This is a genomic window from Kribbella sp. NPDC055110, from assembly GCF_053607525.1.
Genome location: NZ_JBSGTS010000010.1, coordinates 218,611 through 242,185, shown reverse-complemented (window position 1 = coordinate 242,185; position 23,575 = coordinate 218,611). Strand labels below are relative to the sequence as shown.

The following is a 23,575-nucleotide window of genomic DNA, read 5'->3' as shown; positions in this document are numbered from 1 at the left end:
AGGGTGATGGTGATGAGACGAGGCGTTCTTCTCGCGGTAGGTGCGTTGGTGGCGGGGCTGGTGAGCAGTCCTGGGGTCGCGCAGGCGGACGGGGTGCTGGAGTACGTCGCGCTCGGGGACTCGTCGGCGGCCGGGCCGCTGATCCCGCCGCAGATCGACGTACCGTGCTTGCGGTCCGCGCTGAACTACCCGCACGTCGCGGCCGAGGAACTCGGTGCGCGACTGACCGACGTCACCTGTTCCGGGGCGGTGATCCCGGACTTCAGCGGCAAACAGTTCGGGTTCGAGCCCCCGCAGTACGACGCTCTGAAGCCGACGACCGACCTGGTGTCGGTCGCCATCGGTGGGAACGACACCGGGCTCGTGTCTGCGGCACTGAGCTGTATCAACCTGCTACCGCCACCCGCCGGCGCGTCGTGCAAGGAGCGGTTCACAGCGGGCGGCACCGACCAACTCGCAGCCCGGATCGACGCGACCGCCGCACCGTTCGGGCAGGCGCTCGACCGGATCCGGCAGCTCGCGCCGAACGCGCGCATTCTGGTGACCGGATACGGCACCTACATCCGCCCGAACGGCTGCTACCCGCAGATCCCGGTGTGGCCGGTCGACGCCAACTACCTGCAGGCCACGATCGACGGCCTGAATGCCATGCTCGCGGCACAGTCGGCCGCGCACGGAGCGCAGTACGTCGACCTCCGCACCCCGAGCATCGGCCACGACGCCTGCGCCCCGATCAGCCAGCGCTGGCTCGAAGGCCTCATCCCTACCTCAGCAGCCGCCCCGCTCCACCCGAGCGCCCGAGGCATGCACGCCTTCGGCGAGCTGGTCGCCGCAGCAGCCCACTAGCCCAAACACCCGCGCTCGGCTCCGCTTCGCGGCGCCGGGCGCGGGTGGGAGGCGGGAAGCCTCCGGGGTGGGGTGGGCCAAGCCTCCGGAGTGGGGGGAGGGTGGAGGCTAGGAACCCCGGTAGTGGGTCAGGAACGCTTGAAGCGCAGGGTCAGGATCTGGAACGGGCGGAGCTCGATCGAGACCCCGTTGCCGAACAGGAGCTGGTCGTCCAGGTGTCGCTCGAGCAGGTCGACCTCGGTCACCGAGGCCACCTCGCACAGCGGGGTGACGGTGGCGCGAGCGCGGCCGCCGCTGGATTCGTACAGCCGGACGATCACGTCACCGGACTGGTCGTCGGCCAGCTTGACGGCCTCGACGATCACATTGTCGTTGTCCACGGCAATGACTGGGCCGACGCCCTCGGCGCCGGTGACGACACGTTCGGGGAGGTTGATCCGGTAGCCCTCCTTGATTGCCTCCGGGATCCCCGCGCCGACCACCAGCGCGTGGTTCACGGTGTGCACGCCCTGGTCGGTCAACGGGTCGGGGAACCGCGGCGCGCGGATCAGCGAGGTGCGAATGGTGGTCGTCGTACCACCGTCCTCCCGCGCGGTCCGGTTGATGTCGTGGCCGTACGTCGAGTCGTTGACCACGGCAACGCCGTACCCCGGCTCGCCGACGTGCACCCAGCGGTGCGCCGCGATCTCGAACTTCGCCGCGTCCCACGAGGTGTTCTGGTGGGTCGGCCGGAAGATGTGCCCGAACTGCGTCTCGGACGCCGACCGGTCCGCGTGCACGTCGACCGGGTACGCCGCCTTGAGGAACTTCTCCGCCTCGTGCCAGTCCATCTCGGTCTCGATGTCGACCCGCTTGGCGCCCGGGCGGACCCGCAGCGTCTGGGTGACCGTGGACCGGTTGAAGGATCGCTTCACGACGACGGTCGCGACACCGTCGACAACCGAGAAGTCCACGTTGTCGACCTCGGTGACGTCCCGGACGTTGTTCTTGTAGAACGAGTCGACGTCCCACGCGTCCCAGTGGTTCGGGGTGTCCACGTGCAGTTGGAGAAGGTTGCCCACGGCACCCGGTGCGATGACCTCGCGCCGCGCCTCGACGTCGTACAGCGAGGTGATCAGGCCGCGCTCGTCGACGGTGACCTGGATCAGGCCGTTGTCCAGTACGCCGTTCTCGACCGTGACGGCCTGGCCCTCGACGGCCGCGACACCCGCGCCGAGACCGGCGACACCGTTGCGGCCGTGCGGGGCGCCGTTGAAGACGATCTGCTCTGAACCCTCACCGGCCAGCGCCTGCTGTGCGGTGGCGATGATCGCCTCGAGCTCCTCGGCCACCTTGGCGTACGTCGCCTCCGCCTCGCGGTGCACCCACGAGATCGAGGAGCCCGGCAGGATGTCGTGGAACTGGTGCAGCAGCGCGACCTTCCAGAGCCGGTCGAGGTCCTCGTACGGGTACGTGTCGAGCTTGCCGGCGATGACGGCCGCGGTGCTCCACAGCTCGGCCTCGCGGAGCAGGTGCTCACTGCGCCGGTTGCCCTGCTTCGTCTTGGCCTGCGAGGTGTACGTCGCCCGGTGGATCTCCAGGTAGAGCTCGCCGGACCAGACCGGCGCGTGCTCGCGGTACTCCTCCTCCGCGGCCGCGAAGAACTCGGTCGGCGACTCGATGGTCACGCGAGGCGAGGACTCCAGGTTGGCCACCCGGCGCGCGGTCGCGACGAACTCACGGGTCGGGCCGCCACCGCCGTCGCCGTACCCGAACGGAACCAGCGACCGGGTCGCGGCGCCGTTCTCCTGGAAGTTCCGCTGCGCGTGCGCGAGCTCGCGACCGGACAGGTCCGAGTTGTACGTGTCGATCGGCGGGAAGTGGGTGAACACCCGGGTCCCGTCGAGGCCCTCCCACCAGAAGGTGTGGTGCGGGAACTTGTTCTCCTTGTTCCAGGAGATCTTCTGGGTCAGGAACCACTTCGAGCCCGACAGCTTCACCAGCTGCGGCAGGGCGGCGGTGTAGCCGAACGAGTCCGGCAGCCAGACCTCCTGGGTGTCGATCCCGTACTCGTCCAGGAAGAACCGCTTGCCGTGTACGAACTGCCGCGCCAGCGCCTCGCTGCCGGGCAGGTTGGTGTCGGACTCGACCCACATGCCGCCGACCGGAACGATGGTGCCCTCGGCAACGGCCTTCTTCAGCCGCTCCCAGACCTCCGGGTAGTTGTCCTTCACCCAGGCGTGCTGCTGGGCCTGCGAGAACGCGAAGACCAGCTCCGGGTACTCCTCGGCCAGGGTGGCGACGTTGGACACGGTCCGGGCGACCTTGCGGCGGGTCTCCCGGAGCGGCCAGAGCCAGGCGGAGTCGATGTGCGCGTGCCCGACCGCGGACAGCTGGTGCGCGCTCGCGTGCGCCGGCCGGCTCAGTACGTCGGTCAGCTGGGCGCGGGCGTCGGCGGCGGTAGCGGCCACGTTCTCGTAGTCGAGCACGTCCAGCGAACGGCTGAGCGCCCGCAGGATCTCCTTGCGGCGCGGGTCCTGGAGGGACAGCTCGCGCTGCAGGCCGTCGAGCGCCTCGAGGTCCAGGATCAGGTCCCACACCTCGGCGTTGAACACGGCCAGGTCGGCGCGGGTGAGCTGGTAGATCGGGGTCTCACCGAGCTTGGCGCCGATGTCGACCTTCGCGGTGGCGTTGTCGAGCGGGATCTCCGGGTTCGCGGCGCCCTCGACGTAGAACTCGATCCGGTCGCCCGGCGAGGCCGCCGTACCGTCCGGGCCGAGGATCGACAGCGGCGCGTAGGTCTGCCGCGGGTGCAGACCCTTCAGCGGCCGGCCGGACGTGGTGTGCACCAGGCCCTCCGCGGAGAAGCCGGGGCCGCCGCTGAAGCCGAGGTCGATGACCGCCTCGATCTCGCTGCCGGCCCACTCGGCCGGCACCTGACCGCTGAACTTGAACCACGCGGTGCCCCAGGCGGGACCCCACGGCAGCCCGATCTCGGCCGGCTCGTAGGTCTGGGCGAGCGCCTCGGCGGGCGGCACCGGCTCACCGGGTGCGTGCCACACCTCGATGTCCAGCGGGACCGCCGCGCCGTAGATCGCGGGGCGGAGCCGCTCCCGCAGGGCGCGCTGCAGCCGCTCCTCGATGAGTTGACGGTCGTCGTGCACGAAATCAGCCTCCGGGAAAGGGTCCTCACGCGGCCGAAAGGGCCGCACGGCTGACAACGCTGTCACACCGACCCCGGATGCGTCCAGACGCAGTTTCACTCTCGCTGTGTGGATATCGGTGGGTAGCGGTTCGATTGCGGGCCGAGGACGCCGCTACCCCGAGGGCCCCATTGTTGTCTAGGTTGTGTGCATGGATCGCCCCCGCCTGCTGCCCCCTGCCCGGCCGACTGGGATGACACGGACTGAGATGACACGGACCGGGATGACGCGGCGCAGCGTGCTCGGCCTCGGCGCCGCCGCCGCGTCCGGACTGCTCTTGCCCGGCTGCTCACGCGGCCGCGCGGACGAGCCGGCGCCGTCGGAGGCCGGGGTGTTCGCGACCGGGAACCTGAACGGTGTCTACAACACGTTCGGTACGGCGCTCAGCGCACTGGTCAGCGAGGTCACCGGCATGGAGCTGAAGCCGATTGTCAGCGACGGGTCGGTGGACAACCTGATCAAGGTCGCCAGCAGCAAGGCCGACCTAGGATTCTGTACGTCGGACTCCGCGCTCGCGGCGTACGAGGGCACCGGCGCGTTCAGCACAGGCCCGATCCGGTTCTCGGCGCTCGCCCGCGTGTACGACAACTATGTGCACGTCGTCGTACCGATGGCCTCCAAGGCGACCAGCCTCGACGAGCTGAACCCGAACAAGGACGACCCGTCGGCACGGAAGATGGTCGTCGGGGTCGGCCCGAAGGGCTCCGGCACCGAGATCGTCGCGGACATGATCCTGGACGCGGCCAGGGTCGACGTGATCCGGCGGAACATGACGCTCGACCAGATGGTCGCCGCCGTCCAGCCGCAGGGCACCGCCACGCGGGGCGCACTCGACGCCTTCATCTGGAGCGGCGGCGTCCCGACCGACCCGATCGCCAACCTGCAGAAGACGATCGGGTTCCGGCTGCTGAACATCGGGAAGGTCGCGGAGGCGATCGCGCTGAGGGAGTTCGGCGGCTTCCTGGTGTCCGCGATCCCGCCGTCGCAGTACGGGCTGGCCAGCTCGGTGCCGACGCTGGCGGTCCCGAACCTCCTGATCGCGAAGCCGAACCTGTCGGACTCCTGGGCCTGGTGGACGGTGAACACCCTGTTCCGCCGGCAGAACGACCTGATCCCGAAGCACCCCGAAGCCGGTGCCCTGGACCCCCGCTCGGCGATCGCCACCATGCCGGTCCCGCTGCACCCGGCTGCGGAACGCTGGTACCGCCAGAATCACATCTGAGCGGTACTGCTCAGATGTCGTAGTCGTCGATCAGCGGGACGCGGACCTCGATGACGAGGCCGCCGCCGATCGGCGGCCGGGCGACCACGCGGCCGCCGACCCGGGCCGCCTCGGAGCGCACGATCGCCAGGCCGAGACCGGTACCCGGCATCTCCCGGTGGTGCGCGCTGCGCCAGAACCGCTCGCCGACCTTCTTCAGATCCCGGGAGCCGAGCCCCAGACCGTGGTCGCGCACCGACATCACGACCTCGGTGCCGTCCCGGGTGACCGAGACCTCCACCGGCGGCGCGCCGTACTTCGACGCGTTGTCGAGCAGTACGTCGAGGATGTCGTCGACCTCGAGCTCCGGCGCGACCCCGCCCGGAATCATCTCGCCGATGATCAGCTCCAGGTCGTCGGCGGAGTACACGGCCTTCCAGCCGACCAGCCGCTCCTTCACCGCCTGGGCCAGGTCCAGCGGCTCTTCGTTGCCCTCGGCATCGGCCGACGGACGGTCCGAGCCGGCCAGCCGGGACAGCCGCTGGACGATCCGGCCGAGCCGGTCGATGTCGCTGAGCGCGAACCGCGCGGTCGGCGACAGCCGGGACAGGCCCTCGATGTGGATCCGGGCCGACGTCAGCGGGGTCCGCAGCTGGTGCGACGCGTCCGCGACGAACTCGCGCTCACGCTGCCGTGCCTGGTGCAGGCTCAGCGCCATCGAGTTGAAGCTGTCACCCAGCCGACGGAGCTCGGGTGCACGACCGTCGGTTGAGACCCTGGTGTCGAGCGCGCCGCGGGTGATCTGGTGAGTGGCGTTGTCGAGGTCCTGCAGCGGGCGCAGCACCCAGCGGGTGATGGGCCGGACGATACCGATGATGATCGCGCCGATGCTGATCAGCAGGCCGCCCAGGAGCAGCAGGAGGCCGCGCTGCACCTGGTCGCGGGCCTTGTCCGTCGGCACCCGCAGTACGGCGGCACCGAGCACGCTGCCGTTGTTGACGACCGGGCGGGACACGATCATCTCGCCGGAGGCCCACGGCCACAGCGCCGGCGGCTCGGGTGGCAGGCGGCCGGCCAGCGTGCTGTGCAGGGCGGTCGAGATGTCCTCCTGCTTCACGTCCACACCGGACACCGACGTGGCGATGACCCGCGAGTCGACGTCGACGACGAAGACCGGGGTGTCGTAGAGCTCCTGGTACCGGACCGCGAGCTCACGCAGGTTCGCGATGTCGCCGGTCTGCAACGGGGACTCGGCCATCGCGGCGAACCAGTCCGCGTCGTTGCTGCGGGACAGGAAGAGCGTGCGCGACGTACTCGTGGCGATGAAGTTCGCCAGCGGGATGACGGCGACGATCGCCAGCGCGACGACCATCGGAACGAGGGACTGCAGCAGTCGACGGCGCAACGGTCAGTCCGAACCCAGGCGGTAGCCGACGCCGCGGATGGTCTGCACCAGTTCGGGCCGGCCGAGCTTGGCGCGCAGGCTGGCGACGTGCACGTCCATGGTGCGCGACGACGCCTCGAAGACGGACTGCCAGGCGTACAGCGCGACCTGTTCACGGGGGACCACCCGGCCGTGGTGAGCGGCCAGCACTGCGAGCACGTCGAACTCCTTGCGGGTCAGACTGATGGGCTTGTCCGCCACCTGAACCGTCCGGGCCTCGATGTCCACGGTCAGGTCGCCGACAGTCACCCTGGGGCGGGGCTGCAAGAGGCCGGTACGCCGTAGTACAGCATCGATGCGGGCCAGCAGCTCGGAAATCGCGAACGGTTTCACCACATAGTCGTCCGCGCCGCTGCGCAGGCCACGCACCCGGTCGGCCGCCTCGCCGCGCGCGGTGACCGCGATCACCGGCACGTCGGACACCGTGCGGATCTGCCGGCACACGTTGATGCCGTCCCCGTCCGGCAGCCCGAGGTCCAGCAGAACCAGGTCGCCAGGATCGGCCGCCAGGGCGTCCGCAGCCGTGCGGACGTGCGTCACCATCAGGCCGTACCGCCGCAACGCAGGTATCAGGGCATTGGCGATATCGAGATCGTCCTCGACCAGCAGAATCCGCACCGCGCCACTCATGCGGTGATCGTAGGCCAGGTCACGGCCGGATGTGTCAGATCTTGGTAAAGACGTAATCACGCGACTCCACGCAGTGTTCGGCAACATTAGCCTTCCGGACACAGGAGGGAACCAGTCGATGACTGTCGGTGCTGGCGGGGGTGGCGTAACCGTGCCCTCTGAGGAAGAACTGGCCGAGTACGAGCAGGAGCGCCCCGCTCGGCGGCTTCGGCCTGCCCTGGATCGGGCGATTTCGGTCTGGTGCGCAATCATCAGCGTCGGCGTCCTTGCACAGGTCTTCGTTCCACTACCACAGGGCACGCAGTTCTACTTGGTGATCTTTCTCGCAGCGGTTCTACCGATCACGTTGCTGTGTTACCGCGGTTTTCGCCTGCCCGGCCGGATTCGCGCGCATGACGATCCGACCGTCGTGGACTGGATTCTCGCGGTCGTCGCGTTGGCGGTCTGCCTGTACCCGCTCCTCGACTTCGACGCATTCCTGGAACGGCGGCAGGCCCCGTCCACGCTGGACGTGATCGCAGGCGCCCTGTTGCTGATCCTGTTGCTCGAAGCGTGTCGTCGTACCACCGGCTGGGTCTTGCCGGTGTTCAGCCTCGTCTTCATCGCCTACGCGTACTACGGCGGCTACCTGCCCTACACGTGGTCGCTCGCACACCAGGGCTTCAACTTCGACGCGATCATCGCCCAGTTCACGATGGGTACGGCGGGGTTCTACGGGACCCCGTTGAACGTCGCGGCGTCGTACATCGTGCTCTTCACCATCTACGGCGCGGTCCTCGACTACTCTGGTGCGGGCAAGTTCTTCATCGACCTGTCGTTCGCGGCCTTCAAACGCAGCCGGACAGCGCCCGGCCGCACGGTCACGCTGGCGGGCTTCCTGCTCGGCAGCGTGTCGGGTTCGGGTACGGCGACCGCGGTGTCGCTCGGCACCGTGTCGTGGCCGATCCTGCGCCGCGCCGGGTATCCGGCCGAACCGGCGGGCGGAATGCTCGCCGCGTCAGGCATCGGCGCGATCCTGTCCCCGCCCACCCTCGGCGCGGCCGCCTTCATCATCGCGGAGTTCCTGCAGGTCTCGTACCTGAAGGTGCTCGGGTTCGCGGTGATCCCGACGATCCTGTACTACCTGGGCATCCTGCTCGCGATCGAGATCGACGCCCGCAAGCACGGGACGACGTCGGCTTTCGTGTCCGAAGACTCCGCGTGGCGGTTGCTGCTGCGGTTCGGGTATCACTTTCTCTCGTTGTTCGTGATCATCGGGTTCATGGCGGTCGACGTACCGCCGTTCAAGGCCGTGGTCTACGCGGTGATCATCCAGTTCGGGTTGTCGTTCCTGGACCGCTCGCATCGGTTGACCGGCCGGCCGCTGTTCAAAGCGCTTGCCCAGGGCACCCGTTCGGTGCTGCCGGTGGCGGCCACCTGCGCGACTGCGGGCGTGATCGTCGCGGTCACCACCCAGACCGGTCTCGGGCTGAACCTTGCCGAGATCATCGTCAACGCCGCGCATGGCCTGACCTCGAACCCCACCGCCGTCCTGATCCTGACCGTGGTGCTGTCCGGATTCGCCGTGCTGATCCTCGGGCTCGCGGTGCCGGTGACCGCGTCGTTCATCATCGCGGCGGTGATCATCGCGCCGGCGCTGGTGAACCTCGGCGTGACACAGCCCGAGGCGTACATGTTCATCTTCTACTACGCCGTCCTGTCCGAGGTGTCGCCGCCGACCGCGCTGGCCGCGGTCGCGACCGCCGCGATCACCGGCGGCAAGGTGATGCCGACGATGTGGCAGGCGTGGAAGTACACGCTGCCGGCGTTCCTGGTGCCGTTCGCGTTCGTGCTCACCGACAACGGCGCGCACCTGCTCGGTCAGGGATCGTTCGTCGGGATGGTGTGGACCACGCTGGTGTCGATGCTGGCCGTGGCCGCGCTCGCCGTGGTCACCGGCGGCTGGGTGTTCGTCCGGGCGACCTGGCTCGAGCGGGCGGTCTGCGTACCGGCCGCCGCGCTGCTGCTCTACCTCGCGCCCGTAACCATCACCGTCGGAATCTGTTTGCTACTTGTTGCCGTCGTCATCAATCTGGTCCGGCGGCAACGCCTGGCCTCTTCCGCGGAAGGAACCGTATGAGACTTCGTCGCCTCCCCACCGCTGCGGTAGCCCTCGTTGCCCTCGTCTCGCTCGCTGCCTGTGGCGGCCAGCGGGAACCGTCCGGCTCCGGAACGCAGTCCGGCGGCCGGCTGACGATTGCCACCGGCAACACGACGGGCGTGTACTACCAGCTCGGCGGTGCTTTGGCCTCGGTGATCTCCTCCAAGATGTCTGGGTACCGCGCGACCGCCAGCGAGACCGGCGCCTCGGTGCAGAACATCCAGGGCCTGGTCGGTGGGAACTACGACATCGCGTTCTCACTCGGTGACTCCGCCGCGGACGCGGTGAACGGCGTGAACAGCTTCAAGACCAAGCAGGACGTCGTCGCGCTCACCCGGCTGTACAACAACTACACACAGGTCGCCGTACGGACGTCGGCAGGAATCAACTCGATCGCCGACCTGAAGGGCAAGCGGGTCTCCACCGGTTCGCCGAACTCCGGTACCGAGGTGATCGCCCGCCGGCTGATCGAGGCGGCAGGGCTCGACCCGGCCACCGACGTGACCGCGCAGCGGCTCGGCCTGCCGGAGTCGGTGGACGCGATGAAGTCCGGGTCGATCGACGCTCTGGTCTGGTCCGGTGGGTTGCCGACCGGCGGCATCACCGACCTGGTCACCAGCATGGGCAAGGGCGTCAAGCTCTTGCCGATCGCGGATCTGCTGCCCAAGATGCAGGAGAAGTACGGCTCGGTCTACTCGCAGGCACCGATCCCGGCAGCGATCTACAAGCAGCCGGCCGACGTCGCGACGATCGTCGTACCGAACGTGCTGCTGGTCCGCAAGGACATGAAGGACGAACTCGCGGAGCAGCTGACGAAGGTCGTCTACGACAACATGGATGCGCTGGTCGCGGTGAACGCGGCCGCCAAGGGCATCAAGCTGGAGAACGCCGACAAGACCGACCCGGTGCCGCTGCACCCCGGCGCGAGGAAGGCGATCGACGGTCTGAGATGACTACATGCTGGGTACCGGTAGCTGTTGCGGCGACCCAGCTCACAGACCGTCCTCCCCCGCACACCAGGCGCAGCGGGGGAGGACGCAGGGCCCCGGATCCGCACACCAGGCGCAGCGGCGACGGGACCCGCACGCCGGCTCCCACAACCAAGGCGCTGTGAGAGCCGGCAGACCGGGCCCGGTCTCGGCGGAGGCATCCGCCGGGGCCGGGTCTACTTGTTCTCCTCCTCATGCGGCATCGGTGTGCCGTACAGGTAGTGCGAGAGCGCGGAGTCACGCTTCGGGTGCGCGTGATACTTGGTCGGTACGACACGTCCCTCGGCGCTGTCCCAGGCGATGTCGGCCATCCGCCACATCCGGTGCGCCAGCCGCCCCGCCGTACCGGTGTGCGGGGAGAACGGGTGCGCCCTGGTCGGCGCAACCTCCTCCGCCTCCAGCAGGTCCTCGGTCAGTGTGTTCACGTCCGGGTCGTCGAGCTGCTCGGAGATCTGCCGGCTGTACGTCGCCTCGATCGTCTCGTGCTCGTCCAGCAGCCGGTCGATCTGCCGCCACAGGTCGTGATGGTCGAGATGCACGAACCGGCTGTCGCCGTACTGCCGTCCTTTCAGGAAGCGCAGCGAGCGCTCCAGTTCCTTCGCGTTGCCGACGTACCTGACGACCAGGTCCTCGCCGTCGGGGAGTCGGCGGACGTGCGGGAGGAGCACGTCCTCGGCCGCGGCCAGATGCTGGGACGCGATCGCGTAGAACCAATCCGTCTGATGCCGGTGCTCAGGGTGCGCAGCGTCCGGATGGTGAGCCGGCTCGGCCAGCTCCCGAATCCGTGCATGTTCGTAGGTCAGGGCCAATTCGAGCGTCGAAGCGGTCACGACAACCACCTCCAGGAGGTCTCCTCCCAGCGTGTGCCCATCCCCCCCAAACCGCAACCACCCCACCCCGCTCCGTAACCTCCCCATCCACAAAGCCCTCGCCCCGGTGTCGGGTGGCGGGTGGGGAACGGAACGTCTGCTGCGGGTGAGAACGGGAACGCCCGCCGCAGGTAGCTGCGGCGGGCGTTTGAGTGCGGGGTGCTGTTAGGCGTCCGAGCTCTTCTTCCAGAGGTTGATGCCGGCTTCGACGGCGTCGGCGTCGATCGCCTTTAGTTCTTCGGAGGTGAATCCGAGGTTGCGCACCGTGGCGAGGTTGTCCTCGAGCTGCGCAACGCTGGAGGCGCCGATCAGCGCGCTGGTGACGCGATCGTCGCGGAGCGTCCAGGCGAGCGCGAGCTGGGCGACCGACTGACCGCGCTCCTTCGCGATCTCGCTCAGTGCGCGAACGTGCTTGAGCGTGTCATCGGTCAGCGAGTCCGGGTTCAGCGACTTGCCCTGCGCCGCGCGCGAGTCGGACGGGATGCCGCCGAGGTACCGGTCCGTGAGCACACCCTGCGCCAGCGGCGAGAACGCGATCACACCGACCCCGAGCTCACCCACCGCATCCAGCAGGTCCTCCTCGATCCACCGGTTCAGCATCGAGTACGACGGCTGGTGGATGAGTAGCGGCGTACCGAGCTCCTGCAGGATCCGCGCCGCCTCCCGGGTCCGGTCCGCCGAGTACGACGAGATACCGGCATACAGCGCCTTGCCCGAGCGGACCGCCGCGTCGAGCGCACCCATCGTCTCCTCGAGCGGCGTGTCCGGGTCGAACCGGTGCGAGTAGAAGATGTCGACGTAGTCCAGACCCATCCGGCTCAGCGACTGGTCGAGCGAGGCGAGCAGGTACTTCCGCGAGCCGCCGCCCTGACCGTACGGCCCCGGCCACATGTCGTACCCGGCCTTGGTCGAGATGATCAGCTCGTCGCGGTACCGCTTGAAGTCCCGCGCGAAGTGCGTCCCGAAGTTCGTCTCGGCCGACCCGTACGGCGGACCGTAGTTGTTCGCCAGGTCGAAGTGCGTGACGCCGAGGTCGAACGCCCGCCGCAGGATGTCCCGCTGCGTCGCGAACGGCTTGTCGTCGCCGAAGTTGTGCCACAGCCCGAGCGAGATCGCCGGGAGTTGCAGTCCACTCCGGCCCGTCCGCCGGTAGGTCATCTGGTCGTCGTACCGGCCCGCAGCCGCCTCGTAGTCAGTCACGGAACCCCAGTCTGCCTCATGTCACAACAAGTGCAAACCCCCTTGTTTTCAAGCAGAAACCACATCACTGACATCAAGAACCTCGCTTTCTTGATGGCTGGGGTCTTCAGGTGAGTCCGGACCAGGGCGCCGGGGGAGTGGTGGTGAAGAAGTGCAGGATGTTGAGCAAGCGGCTGGTGGTGGGAGCGGTCCAGTGCCGTTGGCCCGGCCAAGGGGCTGCGGGCAGTTTGGCCAGCCCCCAGGACAGGTGGAACCAGAGGACGGCCGCGGCCAGCTCCTCCTCGGACTCCGGTGACTGTGAGTGCCGGAGATAGTCCGGAAGCAGTTCGGCGACCTGGGTCAGCGGGAGCTTGGCGAAGTCCATGGCCCGTGGCGCCCAGGCCGCGTCACCCCAGTCGATGAGCGCGCGGAGCTCCCCGTCCGGTCCGGCGAGAAGGTTGTGAGCGGCAACGTCTCCGTGGATCAGCACCCTCGGCCCGCTCCCGTCGATACGCTCCGCAAGCCGCGTGAACCACCCGGTCAACCAACTCGCCGTCCCCGGATCGACATACCCCCGATCGGCCAGCTCCTCGATCGTCCGCCACGGATCACCCCACCCATCCTCAGGCACCTCAACGAGCTTCAGCTCGAGTTGGTGGAGGCGGGCGAGTTGCTCGGCGAGCTCGGTGGGGAGTTCGGTGGGCTCGGTGCCGTGGACGCGCTCCATCACCGCGTACGGCGCTGCGATCAGTTGGCCGCTGGCGTCGTACTCCACGATCGCCGGTGTCAGCACCCCGACGGACCGTGCGGCCGGCACGACGTACGTCTCCTTCAGCAGGTCGGCCTCGTACCCAGGCCAGCTGACCCGCAAGAACAGTTCGTCCCCGAGCACGAAGCCCCGGTTGGCCACCCCGCCGGCGACCTCCTTCACCTCGCCGGGGTCGACGCCGTGCCGCCGCGCCACAGCGACCACCTGGTCCAGGAAGTCGAGCTCAGCAGTCAATCCACATCTCCGTCCTCCGCGCGAACCGCCGCCCGGACTCGCGAGGCGGATTACGGCGGCATCCACCGAGTTTGATGTACTGCGGACGTGCGTGTCGATGTGAATCCGGAGACCGTCGGTCGACGGGAGTTCTATGCGCTGCTGAACTCCGTGGTCGTGCCGCGCCCGATCGCGTGGGTGTCGAGCCGATCGGCCGACGGCGTGCTGAACCTGGCGCCGCACTCGTTCTTCACCGTCTCGTCCGTGCAGCCGCCGATGGTGCAGTTCACCTCGGTGGGGCGCAAGGACAGCCTGAACAACGTCGAGGCGACCGGCGAGTTCGTGGTGAACTTCGCCGCCGAGCAGCTCTACGAACAGGTCAACGCGTCCGGCACGAACTTCCCGCCCGAGGTCTCCGAGTTCGAGGCAATCGGCGTGACGACGGAGCCCTCCCTTACGGTCGCCGTACCGCGTGTCGCGGAATCGCCGGTGGCGATCGAGTGCACGCTGCACACCACCCTCGAACTCGGCGACTGCACCCTCGTCATCGGTCAGGTCCGGCACCTCGCGATCGACGCCGCAGTACTGGACGGCGATCACCCCGACATCCGACGCCTCCGCCCGCTCGCCCGGCTCGGCAAGGACGAGTGGTCCACGATCGGCGAAGTCCGCTCGATCAGGCGGATCCGCTACTCCGACTGGCCTGGGCATTTCACACCTCCTGGTGACTAGGTCCTGTCTGGCCGGTCCTGCTTGCTGATAGCTGACGGTTGTTGCCGCACCGGCGACGGCACGGCGCGTTTCGACCGGGGTGGTGCGTTCGTGGCGGTGGTTGCTCCGGGCATCTTTCATCGACGGGGCTCAGCTGTCGCCCTCCCGGGTCGCGAGGAGCTTGGTGAGGGTTTCGAGCTCGGGGGACAACCGCAGCGGTGTGTGGTCGGGTAGGGCAGTCGTGGCGGCGTGCCAGGTGAAGTCGGGCGTCACCAGGTAGACCTCCGGCGACAGCGGGCCGGGATCGCGGGCGTGGCAGCGGGCGGCGACGTTCAGCAGGACGCCGAGCGCCGGGATGACGGTCAGGTTCTCGATCACGTGGAGCAGCAACGTGTCCCGAGCCGGCACCGCGGCGAGCACCCCATACGGTGCGTGCTCGATGTGTAAGGACTCACGAAGCACGGTGTCGAGGACGAGCGCGCGGGAGGCCGCGAACGCGGTCCCGGACACGAAGGCGATCCGGAGGTCGTCGTGATCGACGTACTCGACGTCGTCCTTGAGCCGGCGGAGGTTGGCGAGGCCGAAGCGTTCGGCGTCCGACCAGGTGAGGCCCAGGTCGGCCGGCTCCAAGTACATGTTCACGATGCCGTCGGCCTCCGTGGACGGTACGGAGATCAGGCCGGGAAGGAAATCGGGGCGGTCCGCGGTCCAGTCCGGCGGCAGCGCGTCGCGAGGGACGATCCGCTGGATGAGCTCACGCTCGGGGTCGTCCGGTGGTTGCGGTGGTCCTTGGCGGAGCTGCTCCAGGAGTTGGCGGAAGTGTTCCTCGATGAGCAGCGGCCAGCGATCCTCGTCGAAGTGGGCGAGGATCCGCGCGAGATTGCTGAGCCCGAGCACCGGGCTCTCGGCGGACCGGTCGGTGGGCACGAGCGCCGCACCGCCCTGGTAGCCGACGGCGAGACCGAGATCGGCCGCCGTGCGTAACGCGAGATGCACGAGCCGATCGGCCTGCCGCCGGGACAGCGGCGGCAGCACCTGGTCGGGACGGCTGGAGTGAGGGGAGTTGTTGCCGTGGGCATGTTCGGTGGTGTCGATGGGCATCGTCGGTCCTCCTTGTCGGCAGAGAAAGTACGAGGATCGGGCCGTGTCCGAACACGCCAATCCAGACCTGTGGACAAGGGGGAGTCTCGGCCCACACCGCCGGCAAGAAGACGGGTTATCCGGGTCTCCTGTCCGATGTGCGGGTCAACTGCACGCCCGTGAGACAGGTTCTGGTGGGCTGGAACCTGGTATTCCCTGTCCGCAGCCCCCAGAAGGTGTCTGTTCCCCTCGGCAACCGACCACCCGTGCTCGCCGGCCGCCGGTGCTCACCGTGCAGGCGTAGTCCGCCTGAAAGCGTTGTCACAACCACTACAAGAGGGGTTATCCCCTCGCGTTGGGGGTTCTCCCCTGGTGTACGAGCAGAGAACCCACAACACGAGGGGATGACCCTTCTTGTTGGTCGGGATGTGGCTGGGTGCCCGCGTTGGGCTCGCTGCGCCTTGTCGGCCTGACCATCGCCAAGCGAAGCAACACCTAGCCGAGCGGCACCAGCCCGAGTAGCACCAACTCGCGCAGCACCAACTCGCGCAGCAGCTAGATTCGGGGCCACCCGGTCAGGAGATCGGCGGCTGCTCGTGCCGCGACTTCCGGTGCCGAGGTCATTGCCGCGACGCGGTAGCTGACCAGCGCACCCTCATGGAGCAGCAGCAGCCGATCGGCCAGCTCACCCGCGTCCGCGAGTCCCGCCGCCTTCGCCTGGGCCTCGAACTCGGATCGCATCCATCGCTTCTGGCCGACGATCACCGGCATCGCGGGATGGTCCGGCGCGGCCAGTTCCACGCTCGCGTTGATGAATCCACACCCGTTGCGCGATCCGGCCAGCCAATCCGTCAACGCAGCGAACAGCGTCAGGATCACCTCCTCGGGCGTCACCGGATTCCGCGCGGCCAGCTGTTCGTCGAGGAACAGATGCCAGGTCCGGTCCCGCTCCTCCAGGTATGCCGCGATCAGCCGATCCTTCGACCCGAACCGGTCGTACAGCGTCTTCTTCGTCACGTCCGCCGCCGCGGCGATCGCATCGACGCCGACGGTCCGGATCCCCTGCTCGTAGAACAGCGTCGACGCGGCGGCCAGGATGCGTTCGCCGGCGGGCGTCAGCCGGGGCGCCGTACGGACCTCGCGGTCCACGATCAGTCTCACCTGGTGGTCGAGCATACTGACAGTATACCGACCGGTATGGTTACCGTCCTTCCATGATCACGCACAGGGCGCTCACGCTGGCTGCCGGGACCGGGTTCGTCGTGTTCTGGAGCTGCGGCTTCATCGGTGCGCGCTGGGGAACGCAGTACACGAACGCGTTCGACCTGCTCGCCTGGCGGTTCCTCGTCGCGGGCGCGATCGCCGCCGTCGTGCTGGCGATCCGCCGGCCGCGAATCTTCCGCCGGGACCTCGTGAGCCAGGTGTGGATGGCGGTGCTCACCCAGTTCGTGTACCTGGGCCTGATCTTCACCGGTATCGACCACGGCATCACGGCCGGCGTCACCGCCCTCATCGGATCCCTCCAGCCGATCCTCATCGCGACAGTCGCCGGGCCGCTGCTCGGCGAACGGGTCAGCCGCCGCCAGTGGCTCGGACTACTCCTCGGGATGGTCGGCGTCGGTCTGGTCGTGGCTGATGACCTCGGGGCCGGTCACGGTTCGCCGCTCCTCTTCCTGCTCCCGATCGGTGGTCTCCTCGGCCTCGTGGTGGGGACGTGTCTTGATCGCCATCGAAAGCCGACGACGGCCTCTCTGGACGCGCTTGCACTACAGAGCCTCGTGTCGGCAGTCCTCTTCACCGCGTTGGCCGCGACGACGCATCGACTGACCGTGCCCGAGCAGCCGGGCTTCTACGGTGCAGTGCTCTGGCTGGTGCTGCTGGCAACAGGCGGCGGGTGGGGCTTGTACCTGGTCAACCTCAGGCTCTCCGGCGCAACGCGCATCAGTTCGCTGCTCTATCTGGTGCCGCCGACCACGATGGTGTTCGCGTTCCTGATGTTCGACGAGACGGTCGGCGCGCTCGCCGTCGTCGGCATGCTGGTGTGTGCTGCCGCCGTACTGCTGATCCGGATCGGTGAACAAGTACGCTGCGGGGATGGGCGAACCCAGGTGGCTGAACCAGACAGAGGCGCAGGCCTGGCGTGCGTACATCGCGGCGCAGCGCGTAGTGAGCACCCGGATCGAGCAGCAGCTGCAACGCGACGCCGGAATTCCGCACACGTACTACGAGATTCTCGTCCGGCTGTCCGAGGCGCAAGCCAACCGGCTGCGGATGAGTGAACTCGCTGTCGCCACGCAGGGCTCCCGCAGCCGGCTGTCGCACGCGGTCAATCGCCTCGAGCAGAACGGCTGGGTACGGCGCGAGGGCATCGAGTCGGACCGTCGCGGCCAGGTCGCGATCCTGACCGAACTCGGCCGGCAGAAGCTGGTCGACACCGCACCCGGTCATGTCGAGGAGGTCCGCAAGTCGATCTTCGACGCACTCAGCCCTGAGCAGGTCGAGCACCTGTACGACGTCTGCGCGACATTGGCCCGGCATTCCGGAGACACCGTCGACCGTGCGGCGTGGGAGCGAAGCTGAGATGAGGCGTCCGGTCGCGCTGATCGCGCTGACTGCCCTCGCCGTGACCGGTTGTGGTGACAGCGGCTCCCCGACCGCGGGACCGAACACCGTGCCGTCCTCGTCGATCCCGACCACTGAAAACCCGAGTGCCCCGGCCACGACGCCCACTGACACACCAACCGAAACACCCACAAGCACGCCGAGCGCGACTCCCACCTCGACGCCGCCGACCAGCGCGTCGGGCTGCGTCGACCAGAAGCTGCAGGCCCTGACCCTGCGGGAGCGGGCCGCGCAGCTCATCATGACCGGGATCAGTTCGAGCGGTATGACGTCCGCCCAGCGTGCCGTCGTACAGCAGCAGAAGTCCGGCAGCGTGTTCCTGATCGGCAACGGCGGCAGCCTCGCGCACACCCGTACGGCGATGGCCGCGGTGAACACGGCCGCGACGGTGAAGGGCATTCGTCCGTTGATCGCGGCGGATCAGGAGGGTGGCCAGATCCAGCGCCTCAAGGGCTCCGGGTTCGACCGCATCCCCGCGGCCACGGTGCAGGGGACCTGGTCGAGTTCCAAGCTCACGGCACAGGCCGAGCAGTGGGGCAGCCAGCTCAAACAGGCCGGCGTCAACGTCGACCTCGCGCCGGTCGCGGACGTCGTACCCAGTTCGCTCAAGTCGCAGAACGCACCGATCGGCCAGTTGAATCGTGAGTACGGCGACACGCCCGAGGAAGCCGGTCAGGGCGTAAGTGCTTTTGTCCAAGGCATGCGCAACGCCGGAGTCGCGACGTCGGTGAAGCACTTCCCGGGACTCGGGCGCGTGCGCGGCAACACCGACTTCTCCTCCGGGGTCGTCGACACCGTCACGGCCCGCAGCGACGCCGACCTGCAGCCGTTCGCGGACGGGATCAAGGCCGGTACGTCGATGGTGATGATCTCGACCGTGACGTACACGAGGATCGATCCGAAGAACCGCGCGGTGTTCTCGCCGACCGTGATCCAGGGCATGGTGCGCGGCGACCTCGGCTGGCGTGGCGTCGTGATCACCGACGACGTCGGCGCCGCGGCGGAGGTCGCCGCGGTCCCGGCCGGCGACCGCGCGACCCGGTTCGTCGCGGCCGGCGGCGACATCGTCATCAACGCCAAGGCCGGGCTGACCGCGCAGATGGTGGCGGCGCTGGTCGCCAAGGCCGAGCAGGACAAGTTCTTCGACGCGCAGCTGACGAGTAGCGTGCGCCGTGTGCTGACACTCAAACAGGACCACGGCCTGGTGAGCTGCGGATGACGGAGGAGGAGCCCGACTACCGCTTCACCCTGGCGAACGAACGCACCTACTTGGCCTACCTGCGGACCTCCCTCGCCTGTTACGCCGGCGGGCTGTCCGCGGTCCAGTTCCTCGATCTCGGGCCGGACCGCTGGCCCGCCCGGGTGATCGGCATCATCCTGGTCGTTGCCGGGATCGCCACGACGGCCGGCGCGTTCCGGCGCTGGCAGCTCAACCTGACCGCGATCCGCCGCGGCGGCGCGCTGCCGGTGACCAGGCTGCCGCTGATGCTCGGAGCAACCATCGCCGTGGTCGGGTTGATCGGTCTGCTGTTCTCACTGTGGCAATGAGCACACCGGATCCAGGCCGTCAGCCGGAGCGGACCCTGCTGGCGTGGCGGCGTACGGCGCTCGGGCTGGTTGCGAACGGCGTCCTGTTGCTTGTCTCCGGCCACGGATCGTCAGAGGTCCGGACCGGTCTCGGAATCGTCGTTCTCGTGCTGTCACTGGGCTGCTGGGCGGCGGTGAGCGCCGTGTACCGCCGTACCAGGGGTGGTGCGATCCATGCCCTCGGCCACGAGAGCGTCCTCCGGGTCGCGGCCGGTCTGGTGCTCGTGGTGGGGCTCTTCGACCTGTACGCCGCGGTAACACGCTGAAACCGATCGGTTACCAACTGTATATCGCTCCTCGGGCGAGTTCATCGCGACGCGATACCTTGACCAGGCGGATGTCACGTCAGCGGTCCGTTCCACCTAGCATGTTCACGGTTTGTCCCTCGTTCATCCGGAGCTTGAAGTGCCGTTACGTCTGCGTCCGAACGACCCGACGTTCTACGACCTTTTCACCGAGTCCGCCAACCACCTCGTGGACGGAGCGCGGATCCTGGCCGAGCTGCTCGGCAGTACGGCGGGAACCGGGCTGTCCGCGAGCCATTCGATCGCCGCCCAGATGAAGGACGCGGAACACGCGGCCGACGAGACCACCCACTCGATCATCCGCCGGGTGAACTCGACCTTCGTCACCCCGTTCGACCGCGAGGACATCTACCGGCTGGCCTCCGATCTCGATGACGTCATGGACTTCATGGAGGAGGCGGTGGACACCATCCACCTCTTCAACCTGGAGAAGCTGCCGGAGGAGATCGCCGAGCAGATCGAGGTACTCCAGCGAGCCGCGCAGCTGACCGCCGAGACGATGCCGCGGCTGCGGACCATGAAGGACCTGGCCGAGTACTGGATCGAGATCAACCGGCTGGAGAACACCGGTGACGCGGTGCACCGGCGGCTGGTCGCGAAGCTGTTCAGCGGTGAGTACGAGGCGCTGACGGTGATGAAGCTGAAGACCGTGGTCGACCTGCTGGAGGCCGCGATCGACGCGTTCGAGCACGTCGCCAACACGGTCGAACAGATCGCCGTCAAGGAGAGCTGAGCGTGGAGTTCACGCTCGTCATCGCCGTCGTCGTGATCGCGCTGGCCTTCGACTACACCAACGGCTTCCACGACGCCGCCAACGCGATCGCGACCTCGGTGTCGACCCGCGCGCTGACGCCGCGGGTGGCGCTGGCGATGGCGGCGGTGTTCAACTTCCTCGGCGCACTGGCCGGCACCGAGGTGGCCGAGACCGTCGGCAAGGGCATCATCAGTACGCCGGCCGGGCAGCACGGTCTGGTGGTCGTGATCGCGGCTCTCGTCGGCGCCATCACCTGGAACCTGATCACCTGGTACTTCGGCCTGCCCAGTTCCTCGTCGCACGCGCTGATCGGCGGCCTGGTCGGCGCCGGCCTCGCCTCCAGCAGCACCGTGCTGTGGTCCGGCATCGTCGACAAGGTCGTCATCCCGATGGTGCTGTCGCCGGCGGTCGGCTTCGTCGGCGCGTTCCTGCTGATGACCGCGATCCTGTGGCTGTTCCGCAACAGCAACCCCGGGAAGACCACCCGTGGTTTCCGGATGGCGCAGTCGGTGTCGGCGGCCGGGATGGCGCTCGGCCACGGCCTCCAGGACGCGCAGAAGACGATGGGCGTGATCTTCCTCGCTCTGCTCACCACCGGCCACGCCAACGCCCACGACGGCATCCCGATCTGGGTGAAGCTGTCCGCCGCGACCGCGATCTCCCTCGGCACGTACTCGGGCGGCTGGCGGATCATGCGGACGCTCGGCCGCCGGATCATCCACCTGGACCCGGCCCGCGGGTTCGCCTCCGAGGCAGTCGCCGCCACCGTGCTGTACGTGATGGCGATCGGCCTGCACGCCCCGGTCTCCACCACCCACACGATCACCTCCGCGGTGATGGGCGCAGGCGCCACCAAGCGCCTGTCCGCCGTCCGCTGGGGTGTCGCCAAGGGCATCGTCACCGCGTGGATCCTGACCATCCCGGCGGCCGGCATCGTCGCGGCCGGCGTCTACGGCCTCGCGCACCTGATCCTCGAGTAGGAGCCCGAACCGGTTCATTTCAAGTTCACTCACCCGGCCTACGGTCGATCGACGCAGCCGATCGTCCGCCTAAGGGGTAGTGGTCGCTATGGACCTTTCGTTCCTCGTCGTCGTGGTGATCATCACCGCGCTGGTGTTCGACTTCACCAACGGGTTCCACGACACCGCCAACGCGATGGCGACCTCGATCGCCACCGGCGCCCTGAAGCCGAAGGTCGCGGTTGCATTGTCCGCGGTCCTGAACCTGGTCGGTGCGTTCATCTCGACCGAGGTGGCGAAGACGATCTCCAGCGGCATCGTGGACGACGCCAAGGTGACCGTGCCAGTGATCTTCGGCGGGCTCGTCGGAGCGATCCTCTGGAACCTGATGACCTGGTACGTCGGTCTGCCGAGCTCCTCGTCGCACGCGCTGTTCGGCGGCCTGATCGGAGCCACCTGGATCGCGTCCGGGAGCAGCGCCGTACATTTCGCCACCGTCGTCCAGAAGATCATCATCCCGGCGATCGCGGCGCCGATCGTGGCCGGTGTGGTCGCGCTGCTCGGGACGTTCCTGGCGTACAAGATCACCGCGCGGGCGCGGAAGAAGTCGGTCGACGACGGGTTCCGGGCCGGGCAGATCGCGTCCGCGTCGCTGGTCTCACTCGCGCACGGCACCGGTGACGCGCAGAAGACGATGGGCGTCATCACGCTGGTGCTGATCACCTCCGGAAGCCTCGCCTCCGGCTCCCGGCCGCCGCTGTGGGTGATCCTGGCGGCCGGCCTGGCGATCGCGGCCGGCACCTACCTGGGCGGCTGGCGGATCATCCGCACGATGGGCAAGGGCCTGGCCGAGATCGAGTCGCCGCAGGGCTTCTCCGCGGAGACGAGCTCGACCGCCGTACTGCTGGCCTCGTCGCACCTGGGCTTCCCACTGTCCACCACTCAGGTCTGCTCCGGCAGCATCCTCGGTGCCGGCCTCGGCAAGCGGCTGGCGGAGGTGCGCTGGACGGTCGCCGGACGGATGGCCGTGGCCTGGCTGCTCACGCTGCCGGCCGCTGCGATCGTCGGTGCGCTGGCCGGCCGGGTCGCCGACTCCGGCAACCTCGGTGTCGTCGTCATCGCGATCCTCGCGGTCGCAGCCGGCGGTGGGATCTACGCCGCGTCCCGGCGCCGCCCGGTGACGTCGGAGAACGTCAACGAGTACCCGAGCACCACCCCGTCCCCCACCGCCGCGGCGGCCTGAGAGGAGTACGGCGATGCACATCAACTGGAGTGCCCTCGGTGAGGTCGCACTGGTCAGCCTGATCTTCGGCGTCGGCCTGGCGGTGCTGTTCGCGTTCGGTGTGACCGCTATGTCGCGGCGGGCCGTAGCGATCGACGAGAAGCGGCAGCCGTCCTTCGTGGACACAGGTGTGGCTGCACTCAGTTTCGCGGCGTGCCTCGCGGCAGTGCTCTACGGGCTGTACCTGATCATCCCGCAGTTCCACTGAGCCGTACGACGGGCGGTCTGGCGGCTGCCCGTCGTACAGCGGTCTCCAGTGGGTCCTAGCGGTTCCAGCGGCGTACGGACTTGGCTACGTCCTTGGCGCGGATGGAGCCGAGGTTGTACTCCCACGCGGCCAGGAGGCGGTCGCCGAGGACCTCTGCGTCCAGGTACGTGCGTGGGCGGACAGCGACGGCCCAGGTGGCTGCTGCCGCGTGGCCCTGCTGGTGGAGCAGGTGGTCGACGGTCGCCTCGATGCGGGTCGCCTGCTCGCCGCCCAGGCCGTCAGTGGCCCACTCCTGCAGGATCCGCGCGTCGTCGGCCGTCATCCGGGCCAGGTAGGTCAGCGGGCCACGCCAGAAGCCCTTGCGGCCGATGCTGTCCAGCGACTCGAGCGGGAACCAGCCGTTCTGGTTGCGCCGGCCGTTCACCGCGGACTCGATCTCCCGGGCGCGGTCGGCGGACAGGCCCTGGATCGCCCAGTCGACGAAGAACGCCCCGGCGTCCGGAATGTGCTCGGCCACGTGCGGGGCAGGCGTCAGCGCCCCCGGGTCGAACAGATGCAGTTCTTCCGGTGAATCGAACAAAACCATCCCCGCCCGCTCTTGTACG

The 23,575-nt window shown here is 68.3% G+C and carries 23 protein-coding genes; 14 read left to right on the top strand and 9 right to left on the bottom strand.

Annotated features, from left to right (window positions below; all coding sequences use genetic code 11):
* Window positions 1-12 precede the first annotated feature (12 nt).
* A complete protein-coding gene (locus tag ACWF0M_RS18705; protein WP_452236920.1) occupies window positions 13-846 on the top strand; it encodes an SGNH/GDSL hydrolase family protein in 834 nt (277 codons plus the stop codon).
* A 128-nt stretch (window positions 847-974) separates the two neighbouring features.
* Here the strand turns inward: ACWF0M_RS18705 and ACWF0M_RS18700 are convergent, their stop codons facing one another.
* Window positions 975-3,989 (bottom strand): alpha-mannosidase, encoded by a 3,015-nt coding sequence (locus ACWF0M_RS18700; RefSeq protein WP_452236919.1) that lies wholly within the window; start codon window positions 3,987-3,989, stop codon window positions 975-977.
* A 247-nt stretch (window positions 3,990-4,236) separates the two neighbouring features.
* Between ACWF0M_RS18700 and ACWF0M_RS18695 the strand changes: the two genes are divergently transcribed.
* Window positions 4,237-5,250: a TAXI family TRAP transporter solute-binding subunit gene (locus tag ACWF0M_RS18695; RefSeq protein ID WP_452236918.1), complete on the top strand. Its 1,014-nt coding sequence runs from the start codon at window positions 4,237-4,239 to the stop codon at window positions 5,248-5,250.
* Window positions 5,251-5,260: 10 nt separating this feature from the next.
* Here ACWF0M_RS18695 and ACWF0M_RS18690 read toward each other — a convergent pair whose 3' ends face one another.
* Together ACWF0M_RS18690 and ACWF0M_RS18685 are read right to left on the bottom strand one after the other, a co-directional pair.
* Complete coding sequence (locus ACWF0M_RS18690; RefSeq protein WP_452236917.1) at window positions 5,261-6,634, bottom strand: sensor histidine kinase; 1,374 nt, start codon at window positions 6,632-6,634, stop codon at window positions 5,261-5,263.
* A 3-nt stretch (window positions 6,635-6,637) separates the two neighbouring features.
* Window positions 6,638-7,303 (bottom strand): response regulator transcription factor, encoded by a 666-nt coding sequence (locus ACWF0M_RS18685; protein WP_012918592.1) that lies wholly within the window; start codon window positions 7,301-7,303, stop codon window positions 6,638-6,640.
* A 151-nt stretch (window positions 7,304-7,454) separates the two neighbouring features.
* On the opposite strand from ACWF0M_RS18685, the gene ACWF0M_RS18680 reads away from it, so the two are divergent.
* Complete coding sequence (locus ACWF0M_RS18680; RefSeq protein ID WP_452236916.1) at window positions 7,455-9,422, top strand: TRAP transporter permease; 1,968 nt, start codon at window positions 7,455-7,457, stop codon at window positions 9,420-9,422.
* Window positions 9,419-10,396: a TAXI family TRAP transporter solute-binding subunit gene (locus ACWF0M_RS18675; protein ID WP_452236915.1), complete on the top strand. Its 978-nt coding sequence runs from the start codon at window positions 9,419-9,421 to the stop codon at window positions 10,394-10,396. The genes ACWF0M_RS18680 and ACWF0M_RS18675 overlap by 4 nt, the downstream gene beginning before the upstream one ends.
* 212 nt (window positions 10,397-10,608) lie before the next feature.
* Here ACWF0M_RS18675 and ACWF0M_RS18670 read toward each other — a convergent pair whose 3' ends face one another.
* The 3 genes from ACWF0M_RS18670 to ACWF0M_RS18660 form a co-directional block, all read right to left on the bottom strand.
* On the bottom strand, window positions 10,609-11,262 hold the full coding sequence (locus ACWF0M_RS18670; protein WP_452236914.1) for a hypothetical protein: 654 nt from the start codon (window positions 11,260-11,262) through the stop codon (window positions 10,609-10,611).
* Between the two features lie 204 nt (window positions 11,263-11,466).
* A complete protein-coding gene (gene mgrA, locus ACWF0M_RS18665) occupies window positions 11,467-12,501 on the bottom strand; it encodes an L-glyceraldehyde 3-phosphate reductase (protein WP_452236913.1) in 1,035 nt (344 codons plus the stop codon).
* A 106-nt stretch (window positions 12,502-12,607) separates the two neighbouring features.
* Window positions 12,608-13,483, bottom strand: coding sequence for an aminoglycoside phosphotransferase family protein (locus ACWF0M_RS18660; protein WP_452236912.1), 876 nt, complete (start codon window positions 13,481-13,483; stop codon window positions 12,608-12,610).
* Between the two features lie 87 nt (window positions 13,484-13,570).
* On the opposite strand from ACWF0M_RS18660, the gene ACWF0M_RS18655 reads away from it, so the two are divergent.
* Window positions 13,571-14,194 (top strand): flavin reductase family protein, encoded by a 624-nt coding sequence (locus ACWF0M_RS18655; protein ID WP_452236911.1) that lies wholly within the window; start codon window positions 13,571-13,573, stop codon window positions 14,192-14,194.
* A gap of 129 nt (window positions 14,195-14,323) precedes the next feature.
* On the opposite strand, the gene ACWF0M_RS18650 is transcribed toward ACWF0M_RS18655, so the two are convergent.
* Both ACWF0M_RS18650 and ACWF0M_RS18645 read right to left on the bottom strand, forming a co-directional pair.
* Entirely contained in the window at window positions 14,324-15,274 is a 951-nt protein-coding gene (locus ACWF0M_RS18650) for a hypothetical protein (RefSeq protein ID WP_452236910.1), read from the bottom strand.
* Between the two features lie 534 nt (window positions 15,275-15,808).
* Window positions 15,809-16,429 carry a TetR/AcrR family transcriptional regulator gene (locus ACWF0M_RS18645; RefSeq protein ID WP_452236909.1) on the bottom strand — a complete coding sequence of 207 codons (621 nt, stop codon included), beginning with the start codon at window positions 16,427-16,429 and terminating at the stop codon, window positions 15,809-15,811.
* Window positions 16,430-16,467: 38 nt separating this feature from the next.
* On the opposite strand from ACWF0M_RS18645, the gene ACWF0M_RS18640 reads away from it, so the two are divergent.
* The 9 genes from ACWF0M_RS18640 (at window position 16,468) to ACWF0M_RS18600 (ending at window position 22,970) form a co-directional block, all read left to right on the top strand.
* Window positions 16,468-17,532: a DMT family transporter gene (locus ACWF0M_RS18640; protein ID WP_452236908.1), complete on the top strand. Its 1,065-nt coding sequence runs from the start codon at window positions 16,468-16,470 to the stop codon at window positions 17,530-17,532.
* Window positions 17,420-17,833, top strand: coding sequence for a MarR family winged helix-turn-helix transcriptional regulator (locus ACWF0M_RS18635; RefSeq protein ID WP_452236907.1), 414 nt, complete (start codon window positions 17,420-17,422; stop codon window positions 17,831-17,833). The genes ACWF0M_RS18640 and ACWF0M_RS18635 overlap by 113 nt, the downstream gene beginning before the upstream one ends.
* A 1-nt stretch (window position 17,834) precedes the next feature.
* Window positions 17,835-19,094, top strand: coding sequence for a glycoside hydrolase family 3 N-terminal domain-containing protein (locus ACWF0M_RS18630; protein ID WP_452236906.1), 1,260 nt, complete (start codon window positions 17,835-17,837; stop codon window positions 19,092-19,094).
* Window positions 19,091-19,423 carry a YidH family protein gene (locus ACWF0M_RS18625; RefSeq protein ID WP_452236905.1) on the top strand — a complete coding sequence of 111 codons (333 nt, stop codon included), beginning with the start codon at window positions 19,091-19,093 and terminating at the stop codon, window positions 19,421-19,423. Before ACWF0M_RS18630 ends, ACWF0M_RS18625 begins: the two co-directional genes overlap by 4 nt.
* Entirely contained in the window at window positions 19,420-19,728 is a 309-nt protein-coding gene (locus ACWF0M_RS18620) for a DUF202 domain-containing protein (RefSeq protein WP_452236904.1), read from the top strand. The genes ACWF0M_RS18625 and ACWF0M_RS18620 overlap by 4 nt, the downstream gene beginning before the upstream one ends.
* 139 nt (window positions 19,729-19,867) lie before the next feature.
* Window positions 19,868-20,500, top strand: a complete 633-nt coding sequence (locus ACWF0M_RS18615; protein ID WP_452236903.1) for a DUF47 domain-containing protein — start codon at window positions 19,868-19,870, stop codon at window positions 20,498-20,500.
* 2 nt (window positions 20,501-20,502) lie between these two features.
* Window positions 20,503-21,501: an anion permease gene (locus ACWF0M_RS18610; RefSeq protein WP_452236902.1), complete on the top strand. Its 999-nt coding sequence runs from the start codon at window positions 20,503-20,505 to the stop codon at window positions 21,499-21,501.
* An 88-nt stretch (window positions 21,502-21,589) separates the two neighbouring features.
* Window positions 21,590-22,723, top strand: coding sequence for an anion permease (locus ACWF0M_RS18605; protein WP_452236901.1), 1,134 nt, complete (start codon window positions 21,590-21,592; stop codon window positions 22,721-22,723).
* A gap of 13 nt (window positions 22,724-22,736) precedes the next feature.
* On the top strand, window positions 22,737-22,970 hold the full coding sequence (locus ACWF0M_RS18600) for a hypothetical protein (RefSeq protein WP_452236900.1): 234 nt from the start codon (window positions 22,737-22,739) through the stop codon (window positions 22,968-22,970).
* Between the two features lie 55 nt (window positions 22,971-23,025).
* Here the strand turns inward: ACWF0M_RS18600 and ACWF0M_RS18595 are convergent, their stop codons facing one another.
* A complete protein-coding gene (locus ACWF0M_RS18595; protein ID WP_452236899.1) occupies window positions 23,026-23,556 on the bottom strand; it encodes a hypothetical protein in 531 nt (176 codons plus the stop codon).
* Window positions 23,557-23,575 lie beyond the last annotated feature (19 nt).

What these genes read in the sequence shown, in the direction of transcription:
- ACWF0M_RS18705 (WP_452236920.1), top strand. Translation starts at nt 13, where the DNA reads ATGAGACGAGGCGTTCTTCTCGCGGTAGGTGCGTTGGTGGCGGGGCTG.
- ACWF0M_RS18695 (WP_452236918.1), top strand. Translation starts at nt 4,237, where the DNA reads ATGACACGGACCGGGATGACGCGGCGCAGCGTGCTCGGCCTCGGCGCC.
- ACWF0M_RS18685 (WP_012918592.1), bottom strand. Translation starts at nt 7,303, where the DNA reads ATGAGTGGCGCGGTGCGGATTCTGCTGGTCGAGGACGATCTCGATATC.
- ACWF0M_RS18675 (WP_452236915.1), top strand. Translation starts at nt 9,419, where the DNA reads ATGAGACTTCGTCGCCTCCCCACCGCTGCGGTAGCCCTCGTTGCCCTC.
- ACWF0M_RS18650 (WP_452236910.1), bottom strand. Translation starts at nt 15,274, where the DNA reads ATGCCCATCGACACCACCGAACATGCCCACGGCAACAACTCCCCTCAC.
- ACWF0M_RS18645 (WP_452236909.1), bottom strand. Translation starts at nt 16,429, where the DNA reads ATGCTCGACCACCAGGTGAGACTGATCGTGGACCGCGAGGTCCGTACG.
- ACWF0M_RS18640 (WP_452236908.1), top strand. Translation starts at nt 16,468, where the DNA reads ATGATCACGCACAGGGCGCTCACGCTGGCTGCCGGGACCGGGTTCGTC.
- ACWF0M_RS18630 (WP_452236906.1), top strand. Translation starts at nt 17,835, where the DNA reads ATGAGGCGTCCGGTCGCGCTGATCGCGCTGACTGCCCTCGCCGTGACC.
- ACWF0M_RS18625 (WP_452236905.1), top strand. Translation starts at nt 19,091, where the DNA reads ATGACGGAGGAGGAGCCCGACTACCGCTTCACCCTGGCGAACGAACGC.
- ACWF0M_RS18620 (WP_452236904.1), top strand. Translation starts at nt 19,420, where the DNA reads ATGAGCACACCGGATCCAGGCCGTCAGCCGGAGCGGACCCTGCTGGCG.
- ACWF0M_RS18605 (WP_452236901.1), top strand. Translation starts at nt 21,590, where the DNA reads ATGGACCTTTCGTTCCTCGTCGTCGTGGTGATCATCACCGCGCTGGTG.
- ACWF0M_RS18600 (WP_452236900.1), top strand. Translation starts at nt 22,737, where the DNA reads ATGCACATCAACTGGAGTGCCCTCGGTGAGGTCGCACTGGTCAGCCTG.
- ACWF0M_RS18595 (WP_452236899.1), bottom strand. Translation starts at nt 23,556, where the DNA reads ATGGTTTTGTTCGATTCACCGGAAGAACTGCATCTGTTCGACCCGGGG.